This is a genomic window from Enterobacter cloacae complex sp. P15RS (assembly GCF_014895905.1).
GTDB lineage: Bacteria > Pseudomonadota > Gammaproteobacteria > Enterobacterales > Enterobacteriaceae > Enterobacter > Enterobacter quasihormaechei.
The window spans coordinates 109,544-131,319 of sequence record NZ_JADBQL010000013.1 but is presented as its reverse complement, the minus strand read 5'-3'; the positions used below and the strand labels follow the sequence as shown (position 1 = coordinate 131,319).

General features: G+C 54.9%; 24 protein-coding genes. 12 read left to right on the top strand and 12 right to left on the bottom strand.

The genetic code is table 11. The annotated features are described in order from the left end of the window. Positions 1 to 235: 235 nt before the first annotated feature. Both kduD and kduI read right to left on the bottom strand, forming a co-directional pair. Complete coding sequence (gene kduD, locus IM267_RS08465; protein ID WP_063451956.1) at positions 236 to 997, bottom strand: 2-dehydro-3-deoxy-D-gluconate 5-dehydrogenase KduD; 762 nt, start codon at positions 995 to 997, stop codon at positions 236 to 238. A 63-nt stretch (positions 998 to 1,060) separates the two neighbouring features. Next, positions 1,061 to 1,897, bottom strand: coding sequence for a 5-dehydro-4-deoxy-D-glucuronate isomerase (gene kduI / locus IM267_RS08460; protein WP_063869236.1), 837 nt, complete (start codon positions 1,895 to 1,897; stop codon positions 1,061 to 1,063). A gap of 300 nt (positions 1,898 to 2,197) precedes the next feature. Between kduI and IM267_RS08455 the strand changes: the two genes are divergently transcribed. After that, complete coding sequence (locus IM267_RS08455) at positions 2,198 to 3,373, top strand: oligogalacturonate lyase family protein (RefSeq protein ID WP_063451958.1); 1,176 nt, start codon at positions 2,198 to 2,200, stop codon at positions 3,371 to 3,373. A gap of 137 nt (positions 3,374 to 3,510) precedes the next feature. Here IM267_RS08455 and IM267_RS08450 read toward each other — a convergent pair whose 3' ends face one another. The 3 genes from IM267_RS08450 to IM267_RS08440 form a co-directional block, all read right to left on the bottom strand. After that, the gene (locus IM267_RS08450; RefSeq protein WP_193033178.1) at positions 3,511 to 4,194 is read right to left on the bottom strand and encodes an oligogalacturonate-specific porin KdgM family protein; all 684 of its coding nucleotides are present in this window, start codon (positions 4,192 to 4,194) and stop codon (positions 3,511 to 3,513) included. A 317-nt stretch (positions 4,195 to 4,511) separates the two neighbouring features. Continuing rightward, a complete protein-coding gene (locus IM267_RS08445; protein ID WP_063869230.1) occupies positions 4,512 to 5,690 on the bottom strand; it encodes an acetyl-CoA C-acetyltransferase in 1,179 nt (392 codons plus the stop codon). Positions 5,691 to 5,782: 92 nt separating this feature from the next. Beyond that, positions 5,783 to 6,649, bottom strand: coding sequence for a LysR family transcriptional regulator (locus IM267_RS08440; RefSeq protein WP_063869227.1), 867 nt, complete (start codon positions 6,647 to 6,649; stop codon positions 5,783 to 5,785). A 101-nt stretch (positions 6,650 to 6,750) separates the two neighbouring features. Between IM267_RS08440 and IM267_RS08435 the strand changes: the two genes are divergently transcribed. Together IM267_RS08435 and IM267_RS08430 are read left to right on the top strand one after the other, a co-directional pair. Beyond that, on the top strand, positions 6,751 to 7,215 hold the full coding sequence (locus IM267_RS08435; RefSeq protein ID WP_063869225.1) for a multidrug/biocide efflux PACE transporter: 465 nt from the start codon (positions 6,751 to 6,753) through the stop codon (positions 7,213 to 7,215). 116 nt (positions 7,216 to 7,331) lie between these two features. Further along, positions 7,332 to 8,561 carry an amino acid permease gene (locus IM267_RS08430; protein ID WP_063869224.1) on the top strand — a complete coding sequence of 410 codons (1,230 nt, stop codon included), beginning with the start codon at positions 7,332 to 7,334 and terminating at the stop codon, positions 8,559 to 8,561. A gap of 597 nt (positions 8,562 to 9,158) precedes the next feature. Here IM267_RS08430 and IM267_RS08425 read toward each other — a convergent pair. Continuing rightward, positions 9,159 to 9,431 (bottom strand): GNAT family N-acetyltransferase, encoded by a 273-nt coding sequence (locus IM267_RS08425; RefSeq protein WP_063451963.1) that lies wholly within the window; start codon positions 9,429 to 9,431, stop codon positions 9,159 to 9,161. A 10-nt stretch (positions 9,432 to 9,441) separates the two neighbouring features. After that, positions 9,442 to 9,672: a 4Fe-4S mono-cluster protein YjdI gene (gene yjdI / locus IM267_RS08420; protein ID WP_193033177.1), complete on the bottom strand. Its 231-nt coding sequence runs from the start codon at positions 9,670 to 9,672 to the stop codon at positions 9,442 to 9,444. 453 nt (positions 9,673 to 10,125) lie between these two features. Here yjdI and IM267_RS08415 point away from each other — a divergent pair, with 453 nt between their 5' ends. The 7 genes from IM267_RS08415 to IM267_RS08385 all read left to right on the top strand — a co-directional run bounded on the left by IM267_RS08415 (position 10,126) and on the right by IM267_RS08385 (position 16,480). Beyond that, positions 10,126 to 10,314, top strand: a complete 189-nt coding sequence (locus tag IM267_RS08415; RefSeq protein ID WP_022651794.1) for a general stress protein — start codon at positions 10,126 to 10,128, stop codon at positions 10,312 to 10,314. Between the two features lie 90 nt (positions 10,315 to 10,404). Then, positions 10,405 to 10,902: a ferritin-like domain-containing protein gene (locus IM267_RS08410; protein ID WP_063451964.1), complete on the top strand. Its 498-nt coding sequence runs from the start codon at positions 10,405 to 10,407 to the stop codon at positions 10,900 to 10,902. 63 nt (positions 10,903 to 10,965) lie between these two features. After that, a complete protein-coding gene (locus IM267_RS08405) occupies positions 10,966 to 11,472 on the top strand; it encodes a ferritin-like domain-containing protein (protein ID WP_107533669.1) in 507 nt (168 codons plus the stop codon). A 17-nt stretch (positions 11,473 to 11,489) separates the two neighbouring features. Continuing rightward, the gene (locus IM267_RS08400) at positions 11,490 to 12,362 is read left to right on the top strand and encodes a manganese catalase family protein (RefSeq protein ID WP_063869221.1); all 873 of its coding nucleotides are present in this window, start codon (positions 11,490 to 11,492) and stop codon (positions 12,360 to 12,362) included. A gap of 70 nt (positions 12,363 to 12,432) precedes the next feature. Beyond that, complete coding sequence (locus IM267_RS08395; protein ID WP_003862857.1) at positions 12,433 to 13,836, top strand: cytochrome ubiquinol oxidase subunit I; 1,404 nt, start codon at positions 12,433 to 12,435, stop codon at positions 13,834 to 13,836. After that, complete coding sequence (gene cydB, locus IM267_RS08390; protein WP_063451967.1) at positions 13,836 to 14,846, top strand: cytochrome d ubiquinol oxidase subunit II; 1,011 nt, start codon at positions 13,836 to 13,838, stop codon at positions 14,844 to 14,846. The genes IM267_RS08395 and cydB overlap by 1 nt, the downstream gene beginning before the upstream one ends. Before the next feature lie 8 nt (positions 14,847 to 14,854). Then, complete coding sequence (locus IM267_RS08385; RefSeq protein WP_131636344.1) at positions 14,855 to 16,480, top strand: alpha-amylase family protein; 1,626 nt, start codon at positions 14,855 to 14,857, stop codon at positions 16,478 to 16,480. On the opposite strand, the gene IM267_RS08380 is transcribed toward IM267_RS08385, so the two are convergent. The 4 genes from IM267_RS08380 to IM267_RS08365 are packed head-to-tail and all read right to left on the bottom strand — an operon-like array spanning position 16,481 to position 18,977. Next, a complete protein-coding gene (locus tag IM267_RS08380) occupies positions 16,481 to 17,467 on the bottom strand; it encodes an SDR family oxidoreductase (protein WP_193033176.1) in 987 nt (328 codons plus the stop codon). Between the two features lie 16 nt (positions 17,468 to 17,483). Continuing rightward, positions 17,484 to 18,002, bottom strand: a complete 519-nt coding sequence (locus IM267_RS08375; RefSeq protein ID WP_193033175.1) for a 2-oxo-tetronate isomerase — start codon at positions 18,000 to 18,002, stop codon at positions 17,484 to 17,486. Positions 18,003 to 18,017: 15 nt separating this feature from the next. Further along, positions 18,018 to 18,464, bottom strand: a complete 447-nt coding sequence (locus tag IM267_RS08370; protein ID WP_063451971.1) for a DUF421 domain-containing protein — start codon at positions 18,462 to 18,464, stop codon at positions 18,018 to 18,020. Positions 18,465 to 18,473: 9 nt separating this feature from the next. After that, positions 18,474 to 18,977, bottom strand: coding sequence for a hypothetical protein (locus tag IM267_RS08365; RefSeq protein WP_193033174.1), 504 nt, complete (start codon positions 18,975 to 18,977; stop codon positions 18,474 to 18,476). Positions 18,978 to 19,116: 139 nt separating this feature from the next. Between IM267_RS08365 and IM267_RS08360 the strand changes: the two genes are divergently transcribed. Together IM267_RS08360 and IM267_RS08355 are read left to right on the top strand one after the other, a co-directional pair. After that, entirely contained in the window at positions 19,117 to 19,506 is a 390-nt protein-coding gene (locus IM267_RS08360; protein ID WP_063869470.1) for a YdeI family stress tolerance OB fold protein, read from the top strand. Positions 19,507 to 19,567: 61 nt separating this feature from the next. Then, positions 19,568 to 20,452, top strand: coding sequence for an SDR family oxidoreductase (locus IM267_RS08355; RefSeq protein ID WP_063869213.1), 885 nt, complete (start codon positions 19,568 to 19,570; stop codon positions 20,450 to 20,452). A 77-nt stretch (positions 20,453 to 20,529) separates the two neighbouring features. Here IM267_RS08355 and IM267_RS21225 read toward each other — a convergent pair. After that, positions 20,530 to 21,776, bottom strand: a 1,247-nt coding sequence (locus IM267_RS21225; protein WP_226847988.1) for an alkyl/aryl-sulfatase, incomplete at its 5' end; no start/stop codon positions are given.

Here is a 21,776-nt window from a genome sequence, read left to right as displayed (position 1 = left end):
GAAGATATGGATTTTTTCGCTACGACATATCGATCTGTGATGGACATTACAATTTCAAATCAGGGCGATTTATCCTTATTTTTTATTAATTAGTTAATATCTAACCAATAAATGTGTGATGCCCGTCATCCATTCCTTTTCAGTATGGATTTTTCATCTTTAAGGATATGGATAAAGGCAATTTTGGCGTAAAAAAACCTCCGCCCGAGGGCAGAGGTTCTTTATTCAGGATGAATTAACGTGCCAGCCAGCCGCCGTCGACGGCAACGGTGTAGCCGTTAATGTAATCCGATGCCGGGGACGCCAGGAACACAACCGGCCCCATCAGATCGCTCGGCAGACCCCAGCGACCCGCAGGAATACGCTCCAGGATTGCCGCGCTGCGCTCTTCATCCGCACGCAGCTGCTGGGTATTGTTGGTGGCCATGTAGCCCGGCGCAATCGCGTTGACGTTGATGTTGTGCTGCGCCCACTCGTTTGCCAGCAGACGGGTCACGCCCATCACCGCGCTCTTCGATGCGGTGTAAGACGGCACGCGTATGCCGCCCTGGAAGGAGAGCATCGACGCGATATTGATGATTTTGCCGCCTTTACCCTGCGCGATGAAGTGCTTCGCTGCCGCCTGGGACATAAAGAATACGCTCTTGATGTTCAGGTTCATGACGTCGTCCCAGTCCGTTTCGCTGAAGTTAATCGCGTCTTCACGACGGATCAGGCCCGCGTTGTTAACCAGAATATCGATATGACCAAACTCCGCCACCGCGCGATCCAGCAGCTCAGGGATCCCGTCGATTTTGCGCAGGTCAGCGGTCAGGCTCAGGAAACGACGGCCCAGCGCGGTGACGCGCTCGATGGTTTCCGTTGGCTCAACGATGTTAATCCCGACGATATCACAGCCCGCTTCCGCCAGGCCTAACGCCATACCCTGCCCCAGCCCGGTATCACAACCGGAGACGACAGCCACTTTACCTTGCAGAGAAAATGCATCCAGAATCATGTTTGTTCCTTAATCGTTCAGCGCCTGTCACCAACAGGCAGATTTATGCTTAACTGCCTGCGGCTAGCGCAGATCCTTAACAGCGACGTGGTCCATATCATCGAAGACCTGGTTTTCACCGACCATACCCCAGATGAAGGTATAGGCTTTCGTCCCCACGCCAGAGTGGATAGACCAGCTCGGCGAAATGACCGCCTGCTCGTTATGCATAACGATATGGCGCGTCTCCTGCGGCTGTCCCATCATGTGGAACACGCAGGCATCTTCATCCATGTTGAAATAGAAGTAGACTTCCATGCGGCGCTCGTGGGTATGGCACGGCATGGTGTTCCAGAGGTTGCCCGGCGCAAGCTCGGTCAGCCCCATGCTCAACTGGCAGGTTTCCAGCACGTCCGGAACGAAGTATTTGTTGATGGTGCGACGGTTGCTGGTGAGGTTATCGCCAAGGGTCACCGGGGAAACGTCCGCAGGCGTCACTTTTTTGGTTGGGTAGTGGGTGTGTGCCGGGGCGCAGTTGTAGTAGAACTTCGCCGGTTTGCTGGCGTCGACGCTGGCAAAGACCACTTCTTTTGCGCCTTTACCGACGTACAGCGCGTCGCGGTGGCCGATCTCGTAGCACTGGCCATCGACGGTAATGGTGCCCGCCCCGCCGATGTTAATCACGCCCAGCTCGCGGCGTTCAAGGAAGTAGCTCACGCCCAGCTGTTTGCCCACTTCACCGCCCACGGAGACGGTGTTCGCCACCGGCATAATCCCGCCCACAATAATGCGGTCAATATGGCTGTAGACCATGGTGTACTTATCGGCTTCGAACACCTGCTCAACTAAAAACTCACCGCGCAGCCCCTGGGTATCCAGCGTTTTTGCGTGCGCGCTGTGGATGCTTTGTCTGACTTCCACATCAACCTCCAGAATGGATCGTGCCCGAAGGCAAAGATAATTAACGAAACAACGTTCCGTTTTCGTGATGAGCACATATTATCCCCTGCCACAGTGGTTTTCAATTGCATTTAAAACATCGTTTCATTTTTTCTGCATGTTTATGCCGGAAATGGTGTTTCGATCACGATAAATCTATCAGGACGGTCTTCTTATCCATGAAACTGATAAATTGCGCTGTCAGTCACACACAATGAAACATTGTTTTGATAATTTAACACCCAGTTTTCAACCCACAATTCGCGTTCAAAGGAGTGCATTATGGCTAAAGGTATGCGGGTCAAGCTGAACTACGAGGTCAGCCGCGATCCGGATACAGGCGTGGAAGTCACCCGCCTGACCCCACCGGAAGTAACCTGTCATCGCAACTACTTTTACCAGAAGTGCTTCTTTAACGATGGCAGCCATCTGCTATTCGCCGGGGAGTTCGACGGTCACTGGAACTATTACCTGCTGGACCTGAAAAACGCCGAAGCGGTGCAGTTAACTGAAGGTGCGGGGGATAACACCTTTGGCGGCTTCCTCTCCCCGGACGATAAATCCTTCTACTATGTGAAGAACGATCGCACCCTGCTGGAGGTGGATTTACAGACGCTGGCGGAGCGTGAAGTGTACCGCGTCCCGGAAGAGTGGGTCGGCTACGGTACCTGGGTTGCGAACAGCGACTGCACCAGGCTGGTGGGCATTGAAATTGCAAAACGAGACTGGACCCCGCTCAACGACTGGAAAATTTTTCACGATTTTTTCCACAAAGGGCCGCACTGCCGCCTGCTGCGCGTTGATCTGAAAACGGGTGAAAGCACCACCATTCATGACGAGAAGATCTGGCTGGGGCATCCCATTTATCGTCCGTTCGATGACAATACCGTGGCCTTCTGTCATGAAGGGCCGCACGACCTGGTTGACGCCCGCATGTGGCTGGTCAACGAAGACGGCAGCAACGTGCGGAAAGTGAAGACGCACGCGGAAGGTGAAAGCTGTACGCATGAATTTTGGGTGCCGGACGGCTCCGCGCTGATCTACGTCTCTTATCTGAAGGGCCAGCAGGGCCGCACCATCTCCCGCTTCAACCCGGACACCGGCATTAATGAAGCGGTAATGAATATGCCCGCCTGCTCGCACCTGATGAGCAATTTTGACGGCACCCTGCTCGTCGGCGACGGTTCCGGCACGCCTGTCGATGTGAAAGACACCGGCGGCTACACCATTGATAACGATCCTTATCTGTATGCCTTTGACGTGGCGAAGAAAGCGTTTTTCCGCATCGCCCGTCACGACACCTCCTGGGCTACGGTGGCGAACAGCCGCCAGGTAACCCACCCGCATCCGTCCTTTACGCCGGACGAAAAAGCGGTGCTGTACAGTTCCGATAAAGACGGCAAACCGGCCCTCTATATCGCGAAACTCCCCGAGCAACCTGAAATGTTGCATGCCTGACTTGAGTAAGTGTTTCTGTAACTGGCCTTGCCCTCCGATTCGGAGGGCTTTTTTTTGCGAAGAAGGTGGATTATCAGAGTTGTAGGCCGGGTAAGCGTAAGCGCCACCCGGCGGTTTTTAGCGAAGAGGGTGGATTATCAGAAGGAATACGCCACGCCTGCACGGAAGCGGGTCTGTCGTTCGTCGGTCTCTTTAACCCCCACGTTACCCACCTCAACATACGGTGCCCAGTTTTTATCCCATTTATAGGCCAGCTTGGCGTTATATTCGTTGGAATAATCTTTATTGTTATTTCGGGCCATCCCTTCAGTGCTTTTCGCGTAAACATAATTCAGCTCGGTACGCCAGTCATCTAATACCCAACCGACCCACGCATCACCACGGTTAACTTTATCATCGTCCTTATTTGAGCTTGACGGGTAGCGGGTATATTCGTAACGGTAACGCGCGGCGACGTAGAAGCCATTATCGAAGCTATATTGCACATGCAGATTCGGTTTATAAATGGTGCGGCTGTCTGTACTTTCAATCGTAAACGCAGGGGTCAGGGCGATATTGTCCGTCGCTTTCCAGCGCCAGCTAATCTGATCTTCATGACCGTTCCCCACCACGTCGGCAAAAGGCTGATCCGCCTTGTCACCGCCGGATTTCCACTTCGCTTCAACGGAAAAACCGAAGCCATTATCAAAGCGGTGCGAGACGGCAACACGGTCGGCATTCGAGCCGCTGTCGATATATTCGTGACGCAGATCGACGGTCACAGCGTGGGCCGCAAACGTGCTGGAAATAAGAGAGGCAAGGACCAGAGATTTTTTAAACATGAATAAACCCTCAATTAAAATATCGTTTCGTTTTTATGAAACTTGAGTTTATTTTTTATGCACCGTTATTTTAGTGACAAAGATCGAAATTATTTGTTTCATTTTTTTTGGCAAAGATCGACGTGAACCCCATCAACAAAAAAGGCGTATTACCCGTAAATTCCAGGAGTGAGATCACACTAAGCACTTCGCAATGCGAATAATTAACCGCGCAATGAATATTGCGGGCTTCAGAAAGAACGCAAAAGCATTAAAAAAGGATTCAGCGGGATAAAAAAACCTCCCGTAGGGAGGCTTGTTGTGTGCAGAGAGGGAAATTACCGTTCGATAGCCAGCGCCACCCCTTGCCCTCCGCCAATGCAGAGGGTTGCAATTCCTTTTCGGGCGTTACGCTTTTTCATTTCGTGGACTAAAGACACCAGAATACGGCAGCCAGAAGCGCCAATGGGATGACCCAGCGCGATCGCCCCGCCGTTAACGTTGACCCGCAGCGGATCCCATTCCAGCATTTTCCCGACCGAGATTGCCTGTGCAGCAAAGGCTTCGTTGACTTCAATCAGATCCACGTCGCTCAGCTGCCAGCCCGCCCGCTCCAGACAGCGGCGCGTGGCATAGACCGGCGCAATCCCCATTAACGCCGGATCAACGCCCACGCTGGCAAACGCCTTGATGCGCGCCAGCACCGGCAGATCCAGCTCCTGGGCTTTGCTTTCACTCATCATCATCACCGCCGCCGCACCGTCGTTGATGGAAGAGGCGTTGCCTGCCGTCACAGAACCCAGCGTTTCGAAGGCGGGATCGAGTTTTGCCAGCCCTTCCGCGCTGGCATCGGTGCGCGGCTGCTCGTCGGTATCAACGATAAGCGCTTCGCCGTTCTGGCGCAGGGTGCTGACCGGGACAATTTCATCGCGAAAGCGCCCGGAATCGATCGCCGCGCGCGCTTTTTGCTGCGAGCTGAGGGCATACGCGTCCTGAAGCTCGCGGCTGATCCCGTATTCCCGCGCCAGGTTCTCCGCCGTCACGCCCATGTGGTAATCGTTAAAGGCGTCCCACAGCCCGTCGTGAACCAGACTGTCGAGCAGCTGGCTGTTTCCGAGCTGCGCGCCGGTCCGGCTGTCGGTCAGCACGTGCGGAGCGCGGCTCATGTTCTCCTGCCCGCCGGCAATGACCACGTCCGCTTCACCGCACTGGATGGCCTGCGTCGCAAGATGGAGCGCCTTCAGACCTGATCCACAGACGTCGTTGATGGTGATCGCCGAAACGGTGTTAGGCAGGCCGCCCTTCAGCGCCGCCTGACGCGCAGGGTTTTGTCCCGCGCCTGCGGTCAGCACCTGGCCCAGGATCACCTCATCAATTTCATGTGCGGCAATCCCGCTGCGTTCCACCAGCGCTTTTACCACCACGCTGCCAAGATCAACCGCAGAGTGACGCGCAAGCGCTCCCTGAAAACAGCCGATAGCCGTACGTAACGCACCCACTATAACGACATCTTTCATCACGACCTCTGTGCAAAATGACATGACGATAGTAGAGGATTGTTATCAACAATTGACGCAAATGTTTAAAATTAGTGAGTTTAGTCACAGGATTAGCGTGCGTCCTGCAAGTACTGGCGCAGCCAGCTTCCAGCGACGCCGGGCGGTGTTCGTTTGTTCCATAACAGATCGATAGCAATCGACCTCGGCCAGCCCGGCACGTTCAGCTGAACCAGCGATTTCGATGCGGCAAATTCATCCACCAACGCGCAGGGCAACGCGCACCAGCCAAAGCCCTGTACCGCCATGCTCAGCAGTAACAAGTAATTCGGCGCGGACCAGACCGGCCCACGCGCAAGGGTGGCTTCCCGTTCGAGATAGGTACTCAGCCGCAGCTCGCGCCAGCCGTGCAGCTCGTCCGCCTGCGTCTCATGCTGCGCAGCCAGAGGATGTCCGGCAGAGACGTAGATAGCCATCCGCGTTTGCACGGGCAGACGGGTCGCGCCAATATCGGTCGGGTAGCTGTCGCGCGCTTCCGTCAGGCCAATTTGCGCCCTCTCCTTTTGCAGCAGGTCAATCACGTCTTCCTCTTCCCCAATCAGACACTCGAATTCCGTGTGCGGAAAACGTCGGTCGAACTGGCTCATCATCTCTTCCAGCACGGCCGGGTTGAGCGTATCGGAGAGAACAAAGGTAAAACGTGCCTCCGTTTGCGCCGTTAAGGATACGGCCAGCTCGTCGAGGCGCGCGCTGGCGGCGAGGATCGACTGGACATAGCCCAGCACCTGTTCACCCTGGGCGGTTAACACCGGGTGACGCGCCGAACGGTCGAACAGCTCAAACCCCAGGTCAGCTTCAAGGTTGGCGATGGAGGTGCTGATGGTGGACTGGCTTTTGCGCAGCCGTCGGGCCGCAGCGGAAAACGAACCAGCGGCGACGGTTTCAACAAACGCGGTCAAAGCTTCAGGAGAATAGCGCATGATGTATCTGCTTTATCGATGGATACCATCTTTTATATATCACCTTAAGCGATAAGAATAGGCGTCATTCACGCCCCTGCTGGCGAATTCATGAGGTAACTATGCAACATCAGGATGCACTCCAACGTAAATTGCCGGAGCGGATCTTCCACGCCGTCTGTTTTGAAGGCATTGCTACGGCGATCCTCGCCCCGACGGCCGCGTGGCTCATGCAGCGCTCGGTGCTGGAAATGGGTGGGCTCACCATTATTCTGGCGACCACGGCAATGCTCTGGAACATTATCTACAACTTTGGCTTCGACCGTTTCTGGCCCGTACAGCGGGTGAAGCGCACGGCGAAAGTGCGCGCCCTGCATGCGCTGGGTTTTGAATGCGGCTTTATCGTGATTGGTGTGACCATCGTTGCCGCCGTGCTCGGAGTGACGCTGCTTCAGGCATTCACGCTGGAAATTGGTTTCTTCCTGTTCTTCCTGCCGTACACCATGCTCTACAACTGGGCGTACGACACTTTGCGGGAGAAAATCATCAAGCGCCGCCAGCAGCGACGCGCGCTGGCAAGCGAATGATCCTCGGGCCGGAGGCGATCTCCGGCCCTTCACCTGCGAAGCAACGGCGACCTCAACGCATAATTATGGTAAATTGCACTCCTTTTTGTTCGTTTTATAGTTGATACGTTGCTCTAATGTCGAAAATTTGGTCAAAAGAAGAGACTCTCTGGAGTTTCGCCCTCTACGGCACTGCCGTGGGCGCAGGAACCCTGTTCTTGCCCATTCAGCTCGGCTCTGCTGGCGCGATTGTCCTGCTGATCACCGCCCTTGTGGCGTATCCCTTAACCTACTGGCCGCACAAGGCGCTGGCGCAGTTCATCCTGTCATCGAAAACGAAAGGCAGCGAAGGGATCACCGGTGCCGTGACCCACTACTACGGTAAAAAGATCGGCAACCTGATCACCACGCTCTATTTTGTGGCCTTCTTTGTGGTGGTGCTGATTTACGCGGTGGCGATAACCAACTCGCTCACTGAGCAGCTGGCGAAACGGATGACGGTGGATACCGGCGTGCGGATGCTGGTGAGCTTTGGCGTGGTGCTGATCCTGAACCTCATCTTCCTGATGGGGCGGCACATTACCATTAAGGTGATGGGATTCCTGGTCTTCCCGCTGATTGCCTATTTCCTGTTTGTCTCGCTGTACCTGACGGGCAGCTGGCAGCCGTCGCTGCTGACCAGCCAGATGGCCGTCGATCGGCACACGCTGCATCAGGTGTGGATTTCCATACCGGTGATGGTTTTCGCCTTTAGCCATACCCCGATTATCTCGACGTTTGCCGTAGACCGTCGCGAGAAATACGGTGAAGAGGCCATGGGTAAATGCAAAAAAATCATGAAAGTGGCGTACCTGATCATCTGCCTTAGCGTGCTGTTCTTTGTCTTCAGCTGCCTGCTTTCGATTCCACCGTCCTATATCGTGGCGGCAAAAGAGGAAGGGGTGACAATCCTGTCCGCGCTGTCGATGATGCCTTCTTCCCCGGCATGGCTGGGCATTTCCGGCATTATCGTGGCGATTATTGCGATGTCGAAATCGTTCCTCGGCACCTATTTTGGCGTGATTGAAGGGGCAACGGAGATTGTGAGGTCGTCGCTGAATCAGGTGGGGGTGAAGAAAAGCCGCGCCTTTAACCGCGCCGTTTCCATTCTTGGCGTGTCGTTGATTACCTTTGCGGTCTGCTGCATCAATCCGAACGCGATCTCGATGATTTACGCCATCAGCGGTCCGCTTATCGCCATGATCCTGTTCATCATGCCGACGCTGTCGACGTACCTGATCCCGTCGCTAAAACCGTACCGCTCCATCGGCAACCTGCTGACGCTGATTGTTGGCGTGCTGTGCGTGTCGGTGATGTTTGTCGGTTGAGTGCGTAGTTTTTCCGTTCACATTACGGTTAGTTGTTAATTTTAACCCCTCAACCTGTGAACGGGATAAGGGGGCCACCGCGGCCCCCTTATCAATCCCCGCGGCCCCGCGGAAAATCGGTGCTTCGCACTGCGCTCACCTCCCGACAGTCTGCCTGCGGTCGGCTCAACTCGACATCCTGTCTCGATTCGCCTCTTGTCGCCATCCATGGCGTCCAGCCCTTGTCATCCAGTCTCCGGCTCGCCGATTTTAGCGGGGACTCAACACCCCTGCCCCATTCAGGCAGTGAAGAAGCTGGAGGAGGCATTAGTCCGGCTGAAAATCGCCGAATCGTTTCCTGGAGGCAGGGGCGACGCGCATGGATGCGCGTCGAGGGCGGCTTTACATGGACGTTACCTCCGCCCGTCCCCGATAAGCCGTAAGGAATAAGATGAGGGCACCGCGAAGCGGCGATTTTCCTGCCGGGAGCCGGGATTGTTAAGGGGGCGGCGGTAGCCCCCTTAACACGTTCACCGCAGCGGGCGTTTCAGATAGCAAAGATGCTATAGTGAACGGAACAATTCTACTGCTATACCAAAGAGCATCTTAGCCAGAAAATCACGCCCGAATATCGTCATACTCCCGCGTGTTATCAAACTCATGCTTCGCAAACGGACACAGCGGGATAATTTTACGGCTCTCACCGCGCATCTTCTCCACCACTTTTGCCACCAGCTGCTTACCCACACCCTGCCCTTTCAGGCTCGGATCCACATCGGTGTGCTCTATAATACTCAAATGCTCGCCGGTCGGGACAAAGACGATCTCCGCCACCTGATTGCCTTCGGCGTCGTTGACGTAAAACTTGTTATGGCCTTCAAGAATATCCATGGTTCCTCGCTTATTTTTGGCGGTACTTCAGCGCACCGCTCGGGCAGGTATCAATTACGCGTACGACAGTTTCTGCATCCACTTCATCCGGTGCGATCCACGGTTTACGCTTCAGGTCGAACAGCGCCGCGCTGCCGCGCACGCAGTTGCCCGAGTGTATGCAGATCCCGGTGTTGAAGTAGACATCGATTTTCTCACCGGTGTAGGCCCGGTATCCCGCATCCAGTAGCTCCTGATCCATGACATTGCCTCTGTAATTATTGTGGTGACAAATGCAGCATACCCTCACCCGTTCCGGCTGACCACGTCAAAAAAGACGATCGGACACGTTGTTTTCGGCTCGTTATTTCGCTCCTCACTTAAGACTATTCCGAATAAAAAGACGCTGGTCAGAAAGATATATTTTTGCGCTACGTCAATTCTTGTAATAATTCTCGCCGCGTTCACATTAAGATTATTAGCTAAGCGGAATCCTAACGACACAAGTTATTTCCCTCTAAGCAATGGATTTACTTCCTATTTTCAAAAGCCATAACGAAGCGGTATTTCCACCGCCCCTCTGGAAATAGCGCAAAACAACCCAGACAGGAAATTTGACTCTTCTCACATAACGACTAATGTTAATTCCTGAACGACAACTGATACGAATTACTTATCGTATCTCCTGACATAAACGCAACATGAGGGTTGATATATGGCAGAGCAACATCGTGGTGGTTCCGGTAATTTCGCTGAAGACCGTGAGAAAGCATCAGAAGCTGGGCGTAAAGGCGGCCAGCACAGCGGCGGTAATTTCAAAAACGATCCGCAACGCGCATCTGAAGCGGGTAAGAAAGGGGGACAGAACAGTCACGGCGGAGGCCGTAAATCTGACAACTCCTGATCTTATTTAAAGCTCTTATAAATATACCGAGAGCATGCTGCGGGCCCGTCGGCTCGCAGTACCTTCCCTTTATTTCACTGGAGCGAATATATGAATATGAAAAGTGTTGAAGATGTATTTATACACCTGTTATCCGACACCTACAGCGCTGAGAAGCAGCTGACCCGCGCGCTAAGCAAATTAGCCCGCGCCGCATCCAGCGAGAAGCTGAGCGCCGCGTTCACGGCTCACCTCGAAGAAACGCAGGGACAGATCGAACGTATCGATCAGATTATTGAGCAGGAATCTGGCCTCAAGCTCAAGCGCATGAAATGCGTTGCGATGGAAGGCTTAATTGAAGAAGCCAACGAAGTGATTGAGAGCACAGAGAAAAATGAAGTTCGTGATGCCGCCTTAATTGCCGCTGCGCAGAAAGTTGAGCACTACGAAATTGCCAGCTACGGCACCCTGGCCACCCTGGCAGAACAATTAGGCTATAAAAAAGCCGTTAAACTTCTTGCCGAAACGCTGGAAGAAGAAAAAGAAACCGATCTCAAATTAACCGATCTGGCTGTCGGCAATATTAATCAAAAAGCCCAGAAAGGATAAATACTAATTTGATGAGCATCAGCACCAAAAATTAACCAGAATATAAACTACCAGGAGTTAATTATGAATCATGTAGAACACTACCATGATTGGCTACGCGATGCCCATGCGATGGAAAAGCAAGCCGAATCAATGCTGGAATCAATGGCCAGCCGTATTGATAATTATCCCGACTTACGTGCACGAATTGAACAACACGTTAATGAGACTAAACATCAAATTACTGTGCTGGAAGAAATTCTCGACCGCAACGATATTTCCCGTTCGGTCATCAAAGACTCTATGAGCAAAATGGCGGCACTCGGCCAGTCCATTGGCGGCATGTTCCCTTCCGATGAAATTGTTAAAGGCTCTATCAGCGGCTACGTTTTTGAGCAGTTTGAAATTGCCTGCTACACCTCCCTGCTGGCTGCGGCCAGGAAAGCGGGCGATACCGCCTCCATTCCTGCCATTGAGTCCATTCTGGAAGAAGAGCGCCAGATGGCGGACTGGCTGATTCAACATATCCCTCAGACGACGGAACAGTTCCTGCTGCGTTCCGACGCGGACGGCGTTGAAGCGAAAAAATAACGGAAGAGGGAGAACCTATGTTTCGACACGTAAAACAGCTGCAATACACGGTCCGCGTAGCCGAACCGAATCCGGGCCTGGCCAACCTGCTGCTTGAGCAGTTTGGCGGGCCACAGGGCGAACTTGCCGCGGCATGTCGTTACTTTACGCAGGGACTAAGCGACGACGATCCCGGTCGTAAAGATATGCTGATGGATATCGCGACCGAGGAGTTAAGCCACCTGGAAATTATCGGCACCCTGGTGGGTATGCTGAATAAGGGTGCGAAAGGTGAGCTGGCGGAAGGCGTTGAGAATGAAGCGGAGCTGTACCGGTCCATGACCGAGAACGGCAACGACAGTCATATCACCTCCCTGCTCTACGGTGGCGGCACGCCGCTGACCAACTCCGCGGGTGTGCCCTGGACGGCAGCCTATGTAGATACCATTGGCGAACCCACAGCCGACCTGCGCTCTAACATAGCCGCAGAGGCGCGCGCCAAGATTATCTACGAGCGGTTGATTAACGTAACGGACGATCCGGGTGTTAAAGATGCGCTGGCGTTTTTAATGACGCGTGAGGCAGCGCACCAGCTTTCGTTTGAGAAGGCACTCCAGTCGATCCGTAATAATTTCCCACCGGGTAAACTGCCGCCAATCGAAGAGTACACCAACAAGTACTACAATATGTCTGAGGGGGGAGAAGTTCGCGGCAGCTGGAACAGCGATAAGCACTTCGACTACGTGGAATCTCCTCAGCCAGCGGTCGATGGTGGTGACGGTGGCGCAAGCGTGACGCTCACAACAGAGCAGGCCACGCTGGTCAAAGCGATGTGCGCGCGCACGAAATCCGATCCTGATGCCGATCCGCTTACCGGCGCCGAGCTTGGTGCGGGTAAGAAAAAACCGTAACCGGTTTTGCCAGGCCGCCTGAGGCTGCCTGGCAATACCATGTGCGCTATCAGTTCCAGAGGTACGGAGCATGTTCGAGCTCGATGCGTTTCATCTGGCCAGGATCCAGTTCGCCTTTACCGTCTCTTTTCATATTCTCTTCCCTGCGATCACCATCGGGCTTGCGAGCTATCTGGTGGTACTCGAAGGCATGTGGCTTCGCACAAAAAACGATGTCTGGCGATCGCTATACCATTTCTGGCTAAAGATTTTCGCCGTGAACTTTGGCATGGGCGTGGTTTCCGGGCTGGTGATGGCTTACCAGTTTGGCACTAACTGGAGCGGCTTTTCCCAGTTCGCGGGCAGCATAACCGGCCCCCTTCTCACCTATGAAGTTTTAACCGCCTTCTTCCTGGAAGCCGGTTTCCTGGGCGTGATGCTGTTCGGCTGGAACAAGGTTGGCCCCGGCCTGCACTTCTTTGCCACCTGCATGGTGGCGCTGGGCACGCTGATGTCCACCTTCTGGATCCTCGCCTCCAACAGCTGGATGCACACCCCGCAGGGCTTCAGTATCCAGAACGGACAGGTTATTCCCGAAGACTGGCTGGCCATCATCTTTAACCCCTCTTTCCCTTACCGCCTGATCCATATGTCCATTGCCGCCTTCCTGTGCAGCGCCTTGTTTGTGGGCGCGTCCGGGGCGTGGCACCTCCTGCGCGGTAACGATACGCCCGCGATCCGCAAGATGTTCTCCATGGCCATGTGGATGGCGCTGCTGGTCGCGCCCATTCAGGCCGTGGTCGGGGATATGCACGGACTGAATACGCTTGAGCATCAGCCGGCCAAAATCGCCGCGATTGAAGGCCACTGGGAAAATCCGCCGGGCGAGGCCACCCCGCTGCTGCTGTTTGGCGTACCGGATATGGAAGAAGAGCGCACCAAATACGGGCTTGAAATTCCGGCCCTCGGCAGCCTGATCCTGACGCACAGCCTGGATAAACAGGTGCCTGCGCTGAAAGATTTCCCGAAAGAGGACCGTCCGAACTCGCTCATCGTCTTCTGGTCCTTCCGCATTATGGTCGGCATGGGCCTGCTGATGATTACGCTTGGCGTGCTGAGCGTCTGGCTGCGCTATCGCCGTCGGCTTTACCACTCCCGGCCATTCCACTGGTTTGCCCTCTGCATGGGGCCAGCCGGACTGCTCGCGCTGCTCGCCGGATGGGTCACCACCGAGGTAGGCCGTCAGCCGTGGGTCGTCTACGGCTATCTGCGCACGATAGACGCGGTGTCTCTGCACAGCACGTTGCAGATGAGCATCAGCCTGCTGGCCTTTATCGTGGTTTACTGTTCGGTGTTTGGCGTGGGCTATGTGTATCTCGCCCGGTTAATTAAGAAAGGGCCACAGCCTGTCGGCACGCTGACATCTAACACGTCGGGCACCCCTGCCCGTCCGCTGTCCGCCGCCGAGTCCGTTCCGGAAGAGGAGAAGATCTGATGGGCGTCGATATCCCGGTCATCTGGTTTGCCATTATTGTCTTCGCCACGCTGATGTACATCATCATGGACGGCTTCGATCTCGGTATCGGCATGCTGTTCAGCTTTGTGGGAGATGCCAAAGAGCGCGACGTGATGGTGAACAGCGTCGCCCCGGTCTGGGACGGAAATGAAACCTGGCTGGTTCTCGGCGGCGCGGGGCTGTTCGGCGCGTTCCCGCTGGCCTACGCGGTGATTATCGATGCTCTGACCATCCCGCTGACGGCCATGCTGATCGGGCTGATTTTCCGCGGCGTCGCGTTTGAGTTTCGCTTCAAGGCAACCCCTTCCCACCGCAAGTTCTGGGATTACTCCTTTGCTGGCGGGTCTCTGCTCGCGACCTTCAGCCAGGGGATCGTGGTCGGCGCGATGATCAACGGCTTTGACGTCGAAGGCCGACGCTTTGTCGGTTCCTCGCTGGACTGGTTCACGCCGTTTAACCTGTTCTGCGGGCTGGGCTTAATTGTCGCCTATACCCTGCTGGCCACCACGTGGCTAATCATGAAAAGCGAAGGGGCGCTGCAAAACCGGATGCGCGAGCTGACCCGACACGTGCTGCTGGCGCTGATCGCCGTCATTGCGGTGGTGAGCATCTGGACGCCACTCGGCTGGCAGTTTGTCGCCGAGCGCTGGTTCACTCTGCCCAACTTCTTCTGGTTCCTGCCGGTCCCTGTACTGGTGGCGGTATTCAGCCTGTGGATCTGGCGGCTGACGCGCAATCCCGACAGCCACGCCCGCCCGTTCCTGCTGACGCTGGGCTTAATCTTTCTCGGCTTTAGCGGGCTGGGCATCAGCCTGTGGCCACACATTATTCCGCCGCACATTACCCTGTGGGAAGCCTCTGCGCCGCCTGCCAGCCAGCTGTTTATGCTGATCGGCACGCTGCTCATCGTTCCGGTGATCCTGGTTTACACCGCCTGGAGCTACTACGTCTTCCGGGGCAAAGTGTCTGATACCGAAGGTTATCACTAAGGATTGCTATGGCAGGCTGGCATACACGCGCCATTATTTACCAGATTGATACCGCCCTGTTTTACGATCTTAACGGCGATGGCTGCGGCGACATCGCCGGGATCGCCGCGAAGCTGCGCTACATTCGCCGGATGGGCGCGACGGTTATCTGGATCACCCCGTTTTACCTCACGCCTTTTCTCGATGAAGGCTATGACGTGAGCGACCATTTGCAGGTCGATCCCCGCTTCGGCAAGCTCAACGATATTATCGCCTTCATTGAGCAGGCGCGGGAGCTGGGGATGAAGGTCATTATTGAACTGCTGATCCAGCATACCTCGGATGCGCATCCCTGGTTTCAGCAGGCCCGCCGCAACCCGCAGTCACCCTACCGGGACTATTACCTCTGGTCCGACACGGATGAGGACGACACGCCCCCAATGTTCCCTGGCGTGGAAAAGAGCGTCTGGACATGGGACGACGAGGCGGGGCAATACTACCGGCATATGTTCTATCGCCACGAGCCGGATCTTAATCTGGCTTCCCCTGCGGTGCTGAAGGAGGTTGAGAACATCATCATCTTCTGGCTAAAGCTCGGGGTGTCGGGCTTTCGTCTGGATGCGGCGTCGCACCTGACAAAACAGGCCGGACGTGGGGATGAAAAACGCGGGCTGTGGATCCTGGAACACCTGCGGCGTCTAATCGAGCAGCGTAACCCGGACGCGATCCTGCTCGGCGAAGTCGACGTGGAGGTCGAAGCCTACAAAGCGTATTTTGGGCAGAACGATCGGCTGAATCTGGTGCTGAATTTCTGGCTCAATAAGTACTTCTACGTCAGCCTTGCGGAGAAAAGCGCGCGACCGCTGCGCAACGCGGTAAAGAAGATGATTGTGCCGCCAGACTCCTGCTGTTTCGCCAACTGGCTGCGCAATCATGATGAGCTGGACCTGGAAGGGATAGGGAAAAAAGCGAAGCAGACCGTCGTTGATGCCTTTGCCCCGGATGAAGAGATGAGCGTGTATCAGCGTGGGATCCGCCGCCGTCTGGCGCCGATGCTTAATGGCGATCGAAAGCGGCTGGCCTTTTGCCATGCGGTCTTATTTTCGCTGCCGGGCGTACCGGTCATGCGCTACGGGGATGAGATTGGCATGGGAGATGATTTGGATCTGGAAGAGCGTTACGCCGTCCGCACTCCGATGCAGTGGGCCGGATCGCAAGGCGGCGGCTTCTCAGATGCCGACCCGGATACCTTTATCGCCCCGATCATTGACCACGGTCCGTACCGCTACCAGAAAATCAACGTGGCGGACTCCCTGTTGCACCGCAGCTCGCTTCTGCACCGCATTATCGACATCGCCAATACGCGCTCCGAGTTTCCTGAAATCGGCGTCGCGCCGTTTCGCCTCATCACTATCGACAGCGATGCGGTGCTCGGGCTCTATTACGAAACCGATACGCGCAGCATCCTGACCTTCGTTAACTTCAGCGATAAGCCCGTTAATTTTACCGCCAGAGGGATCCGACACGCCACATGGACCGCCTGCCTGGCAGACAAACGCTACGACGACGCGCTGATTTGCGGTAAAACCGTTGAGCTTAACCTCAGCGGCTACGGCTACCGCTGGTTCTGGACCGATCGTACCGCGTTGCGCTGATTAGCGTCTCCGGGAGAGCAGCAGACGAGCCACGATCGCGCCCGTGACGGCAAGGGATCCGAGCAGCACTTTCCCCGGCATACCGGAGGTGACGCTGGTGGCGCGCTCTTTTGCTTCGTTGGTGAAGTGCCCGTGGATTTTATGCAGATCGTTAACCGGCCGATCCAGATAGTCCTGGCGATCGTCCGCATTCAGCGTATCGGTCATCTGCCCTTCCCAGGCTTTTTTGACCATTAGCCGGTCCAGAAAACCGGGGAAAAGGAATTGCCCGACAATCGACTGGATCGTGCTGCTGCCCACCCACAGCTCCCGCACCGGTTTTTGCGCTACCTTGAAAATCGCGCTGGCAGCCACTTCCGGCTGAAACACGGGAGGAACCGGTCGCATAGCCCAGGCAAATTTATTCCTCGCCCACTCGAACTGCGGCGTGTTGAGGCCCGGCATCTGTACCATGGCGATCTGCACCCGGCTGTTTTCATGCATCAGCTCGGTGCGCACGGCGTCGGTAAACCCGCGGATCGCGGCCTTCGCCCCACAGTAGGCTGACTGCAAGGGAATGGAGCGGTAGGCCAGCGCGGAGCCAACCTGAATAATCGTCCCCCGGTCACGAGGCGTCATTAACTCCAGCGCGGCGCGGGTGCCGTTAACATAGCCCAGATAGGTCACCTCGGTGACGCGGCGAAATTCCTCAGCGGACATGGTACGAAACGGCGCAAGCATCCCGCCCATGGCGTTATTCACCCACACGTCAATGGCCCCTAGCCGGTATTCAATTTCGTTGGCAGCCTCGGTCACCGCCTTGCTGTCCGCCACGTCGGCCTGAACGGCACACGCGTTAATCCCGAAACGGCGTAACTCCTCTTCCGTGGAGCGCAGGCTCTGCTCATCGCGGGCAATAATGCCCACGTCGTAGCCCGCTTTAGCAAAGTGCAGCGCCGTGGCTTTCCCCACGCCCGCCGTACCGCCGGTAATTACGATGACAGCCATAGCCTTTCCCCTTGTTTCAGACGTTATCCCAGCCGGAAAGTATTTCGATCAGTTCAGACAGCGAATAACGCACCGCTTTTTCCACCACATCCTGACATTCCCCGGAAAACAGCACGGTGCGGGTTTCCGTCTGCCCGCAAATATTCCAGCCGAAGCAGACCGTACCGGCTGCGGTGCCATCGTCTCCGCCTTCCGGCCCCGCATAGCCGCTGATGGCAACGCCGATATCCGCCTCGGCAATATCGCGAATTTTCGCAGCCATCTCGGTCACCGTCTGCTCGCTGACGGCGGTGAACCGTTCAATCGTGTCGTGGTTAACGCCCAGGATCCGCTCCTTCGCTTCGTCGCTGAATACCACCATGCCCACGTCATAAAATTCTGCGGTATTTTCTTCTGCACAGAGCGCCACCGCCAGATTACCGCCGGTACAGGACTCCGCCGTGGTCATACGCAGCCCTCTGTCTGTGAGCGTTGTGGCGAGCTTTTTCGTCAGCTCGCTGACGGTCGTGTTGTTATCGTGAATAAGGTTGCTCATGGATGTGCCCCTTAATTAATTTTCTTCAGGAATAATCGAAATATGGCCGTTACGCTCAAGGATCGCGTACTTAATATCTTTTAATTCCGTTATGCCGTGATTCTGGCGTGCTGAAACCAATATATCATCGCAGGATACATCGACTTTTTTCAGTTTATCCGCAATGGGAACACCATTCTCTACCAATATCACCGGCGTGCCATCAAGAACATTCTCAACGGAGGAAGAATATTTTTTCATCAGGCCAAAAATAATATCCACCACCACCAGCGTTGTTATTGTAATCATCGCCCCGGTAACGGAAAAATCTTCGCCCAGTAGCGCCTGCTGTGTCGCCTCACTGATAATTAAGAGCAAAATAAGGTCAAAACTGGTCATTTGCAGCAGGGCGCGCCGCCCGGCGACTTTAAACACGATAACCAGAAACAGGTATATTGCCAGGGCACGAAAAACCATGTCCATATTCGACTCCTAGGGGTAAATAAACTGCCAGAAGCGGATATCTGGCTCGTTGTTTACGCGGATGCTGTTTGTCCATTTCCCTGCTTTTGTCGGCGTGATGAACAGCAAGACGGTGAACTTATCGCTCTGTTTTAAGTTATCGTAGACAAGAAACAGGGTATTCCCACGGCTATACATACTGTCCGGCTGCGGCCAGACGCTGCCTGGCTCATACACGTCGCTGCTTTCGCTGGTCAGGCTGAGGGTGTATTTGCCCTCAGCTTTTACCGGGAAGGTGAGCGCCATCCGCGATTCGGTTTGGCGGCGGCCGAAGCGCTCATAGCTCAGATTCAGGGATTTTGCTTCGTTTGTTTTCTCCACGTCGCTGAGCGCACCGCTGGAAAACAGGCCGGCGATCGCGGCCACGATAATAGCTAACAGGACAATAAAACCAACCTGACGAAATGCATACTCAAACGTCAGTAAACGATTACTCTCTTTTATCCCGGGCACTTTTTCATTTTCAGGTTCCATGGCTTTCGTCACCGTTTCGCTTAATTGCCGAAATTTATGATTTTTCTACGCAAATGCTTTTAAGACTTATCACATTTGCCACATAAAGGAATAGCAACAATACTTAATAAGTCAAGACATGCAAAATGAAGGATATCAGATGAAATTATCAGCCATTACAGCTTTGTTAATATTAATTATCCCTTCTGCATGGGCAGATAATAACGGCGGGTTACAAAAGGGTGAAGCGCCCCCACCACCGCATGCGCTGGACAGCGGTTATCGTGGTACTGATGATGCGCGCATTATGACGATAACTCAGGCGAAAGAGATGCATGACGGCGCCTCTATTTCACTGCGCGGCAACCTTATTGACGGGAAGGACGATAAATACGTATTCCAGGATAAAACCGGGAAAATAGATGTTGTTATTCCGAAAGCCGTATTTGATGACAGAACCGTGGAGCCTGACAACATGATCAGTATTAGCGGCTCGCTCGATAAAAAATCATCACCACCCGTCGTGCGGGTCAGCCACCTGCAAAAATAATTCAGCGAAGCGTTAACGCTGTACCTATCCATCAAATCTCACCCCTAACAAGGAGTTAGCTATGAGTGATAATGAACAACGTACGAACGCTTACCCAACGCCCCCTTTCCCGGAACAGCCCCAGACGCCACCGGGCCTGGCCTCTGAAATGGACCCTGTTCCCGATCACGGCGAGACAAGCTACAAAGGGCATGGCCGGCTTACCGGTAAAAAAGCGCTTATCACCGGGGGCGACTCCGGCATCGGGCGCGCGGTAGCCATTGCCTATGCCCGCGAAGGGGCAGACGTGGCGATCAACTACCTGCCGGAAGAGGAAGAAGACGCAGCCGAGGTGATTGCCCTGATTAAAGCCGAAGGGCGCAACGCCGTCGCGCTTCCGGGCGACGTACGGGACGAAACCTTCTGTCAGAACCTCGTGGAGCAGGCCGTCAGCAAGCTGGGCGGGCTGGACATTCTGGTGAATAACGCTGGCCGCCAGCAGTACCGTGAGTCGCTCGAAGAGCTGACCACGGAAGATTTTGACGCGACCTTTAAAACCAACGTTTACGCGCCTTTCTGGATCACTAAGGCGGCGCTACGCCACCTGAAAGCCCCCGCGTCCATTATCAACACCTCATCCGTACAGGCGGTAAAACCGAGCGCCGTACTGCTTGACTATGCGCAGACCAAAGCCTGTCTCGCGGTGTTCACCAAAGCGCTGGCGAAGCAGCTGGGGCCGAAAGGGATACGCGTTAACGCGGTAGCACCAGGACCTTACTGGACTGTGCTCCAGCCCAGCGGCGGTCAGCCGCAGGAAAAAGTGAAACACTTTGGTGAGAGCACCCCGCTGGGGCGTCCGGGTCAGCCCGTTGAAATCGCGCCGCTGTACGTCACGCTTGCCTCGGATGAGTGTTCATACACATCCGGCCAGGTATGGTGTTCAGACGGCGGGGATGGCGTCATTTAACGATCAAGGCGAAGCCGCCACCCGGCAAATCGTTGCATGCGAATGCTAAAAGGCTGCGAAAGCAGCCTTTTTTACGTTCAAGGGGTAACGAGAGTAAACCAGAAACGGAAGCTTTCCATGCAGCGCAGCATGTCATCCACCTTCGCGGCATTGCCGACGATCGTCACCTCACCTGCCTGTTGCGCCTTTTTCAGCGTGGTTTCTTTAAGGATGATTTTGTTCAGCGTTTCCCGGCTGAGCGTTATGGTCGCATCCGGATCTTCTGCCTGAGCGTTGGCGCTATGGTTTAGCACGCCATTTTCCAGCTCCAGCTTATACCTGCCGCCCTCACGGCCTAAATCAACGTTAAAAATGCCGCTGATATTCGCTGCCCTGACGCCGTTAAGGTGAACGCCGAAATAATCGAAAATCATCTCCGTCGACATGGCGCGGACCGCATCCGGGCTGGCGGTTTTGGGCGTCGGCATTTTCTTCACGCCGTGGCGCAGCTCCTGCGCGCCGGTGAGGTAGGCGTTACGCCACGGCCCTGACTCGGCCTGGTATCCCAGCTGATCAAGCGCGTCGGCTTCCAGTTCGCGCGCCGCTTTATTATTGGGATCGGCGAAGACGACTTTACTGACCACCTGTGCCACCCAGCGGTAATTCCCCCTGGCGTAATCAATACGGGCTTTTTCAAGGATCGCGCTGGCTCCCCCCATGTAATCGACATACTTTTTCGCCGCCTCGACCGGCGGCAGTTTATCGAGCGTCGCTGGATTGCCGTCGAACCAGCCAAGATAGTAGACATAGGTAGCTTTGACATTGTTGCTTACCGAGCCGTAGTAGCCGCGGCCTGCCCAGGATTTTGCCAGCCCGTAAGGCAGGGCGAAATTAGCGGCTATTTCATCCCGCGTCAGCCCTTTATTCGCCAGCCTTAGTGTCTGGTCGTTAATATAGCGGTAGATATCACGCTGGCTCTTCATCAGCTTCACCACTTTATTGTTACCCCACGTGGGCCAGTGGTGCTGCGCGATGATGATTTCCGCTTTATCACCCCAACGATCGATGGCGTTATTGATGTACTTTGACCATGCCAGCGGATCGTGTATTTTCGCCCCGCGCAGCGAGTAAGTATTGTGCAACGTGTGAGTGACGTTCTCCGCGGCTTCAATCAGCTTTTTCTCTTCTATATACCAGAGCATTTCCGCAGGCGCTTCCGAGCCCGGGGCCAGCATAAAGTCATAGGTGAGACCGTCTATAACCTCTTTCTGCCCGTCTACGACAATAGTGCGAGTGGGCGCGATGAGCGTCACCGTGCCTGCTGAGGTGGTGGTCCCCAGACCCC

Excerpts from the sequence above, each read along its gene's own strand:
- kduD (WP_063451956.1), bottom strand. The coding sequence starts at position 997 with ATGATTCTGGATGCATTTTCTCTGCAAGGTAAAGTGGCTGTCGTCTCC.
- IM267_RS08455 (WP_063451958.1), top strand. The coding sequence starts at position 2,198 with ATGGCTAAAGGTATGCGGGTCAAGCTGAACTACGAGGTCAGCCGCGAT.
- IM267_RS08450 (WP_193033178.1), bottom strand. The coding sequence starts at position 4,194 with ATGTTTAAAAAATCTCTGGTCCTTGCCTCTCTTATTTCCAGCACGTTT.
- IM267_RS08445 (WP_063869230.1), bottom strand. The coding sequence starts at position 5,690 with ATGAAAGATGTCGTTATAGTGGGTGCGTTACGTACGGCTATCGGCTGT.
- IM267_RS08440 (WP_063869227.1), bottom strand. The coding sequence starts at position 6,649 with ATGCGCTATTCTCCTGAAGCTTTGACCGCGTTTGTTGAAACCGTCGCC.
- IM267_RS08435 (WP_063869225.1), top strand. The coding sequence starts at position 6,751 with ATGCAACATCAGGATGCACTCCAACGTAAATTGCCGGAGCGGATCTTC.
- IM267_RS08430 (WP_063869224.1), top strand. The coding sequence starts at position 7,332 with ATGTCGAAAATTTGGTCAAAAGAAGAGACTCTCTGGAGTTTCGCCCTC.
- IM267_RS08425 (WP_063451963.1), bottom strand. The coding sequence starts at position 9,431 with ATGGATATTCTTGAAGGCCATAACAAGTTTTACGTCAACGACGCCGAA.
- yjdI (WP_193033177.1), bottom strand. The coding sequence starts at position 9,672 with ATGGATCAGGAGCTACTGGATGCGGGATACCGGGCCTACACCGGTGAG.
- IM267_RS08415 (WP_022651794.1), top strand. The coding sequence starts at position 10,126 with ATGGCAGAGCAACATCGTGGTGGTTCCGGTAATTTCGCTGAAGACCGT.
- IM267_RS08410 (WP_063451964.1), top strand. The coding sequence starts at position 10,405 with ATGAATATGAAAAGTGTTGAAGATGTATTTATACACCTGTTATCCGAC.
- IM267_RS08405 (WP_107533669.1), top strand. The coding sequence starts at position 10,966 with ATGAATCATGTAGAACACTACCATGATTGGCTACGCGATGCCCATGCG.
- IM267_RS08400 (WP_063869221.1), top strand. The coding sequence starts at position 11,490 with ATGTTTCGACACGTAAAACAGCTGCAATACACGGTCCGCGTAGCCGAA.
- IM267_RS08395 (WP_003862857.1), top strand. The coding sequence starts at position 12,433 with ATGTTCGAGCTCGATGCGTTTCATCTGGCCAGGATCCAGTTCGCCTTT.
- cydB (WP_063451967.1), top strand. The coding sequence starts at position 13,836 with ATGGGCGTCGATATCCCGGTCATCTGGTTTGCCATTATTGTCTTCGCC.
- IM267_RS08385 (WP_131636344.1), top strand. The coding sequence starts at position 14,855 with ATGGCAGGCTGGCATACACGCGCCATTATTTACCAGATTGATACCGCC.
- IM267_RS08380 (WP_193033176.1), bottom strand. The coding sequence starts at position 17,467 with ATGGCTGTCATCGTAATTACCGGCGGTACGGCGGGCGTGGGGAAAGCC.
- IM267_RS08375 (WP_193033175.1), bottom strand. The coding sequence starts at position 18,002 with ATGAGCAACCTTATTCACGATAACAACACGACCGTCAGCGAGCTGACG.
- IM267_RS08370 (WP_063451971.1), bottom strand. The coding sequence starts at position 18,464 with ATGGACATGGTTTTTCGTGCCCTGGCAATATACCTGTTTCTGGTTATC.
- IM267_RS08365 (WP_193033174.1), bottom strand. The coding sequence starts at position 18,977 with ATGGAACCTGAAAATGAAAAAGTGCCCGGGATAAAAGAGAGTAATCGT.
- IM267_RS08360 (WP_063869470.1), top strand. The coding sequence starts at position 19,117 with ATGAAATTATCAGCCATTACAGCTTTGTTAATATTAATTATCCCTTCT.
- IM267_RS08355 (WP_063869213.1), top strand. The coding sequence starts at position 19,568 with ATGAGTGATAATGAACAACGTACGAACGCTTACCCAACGCCCCCTTTC.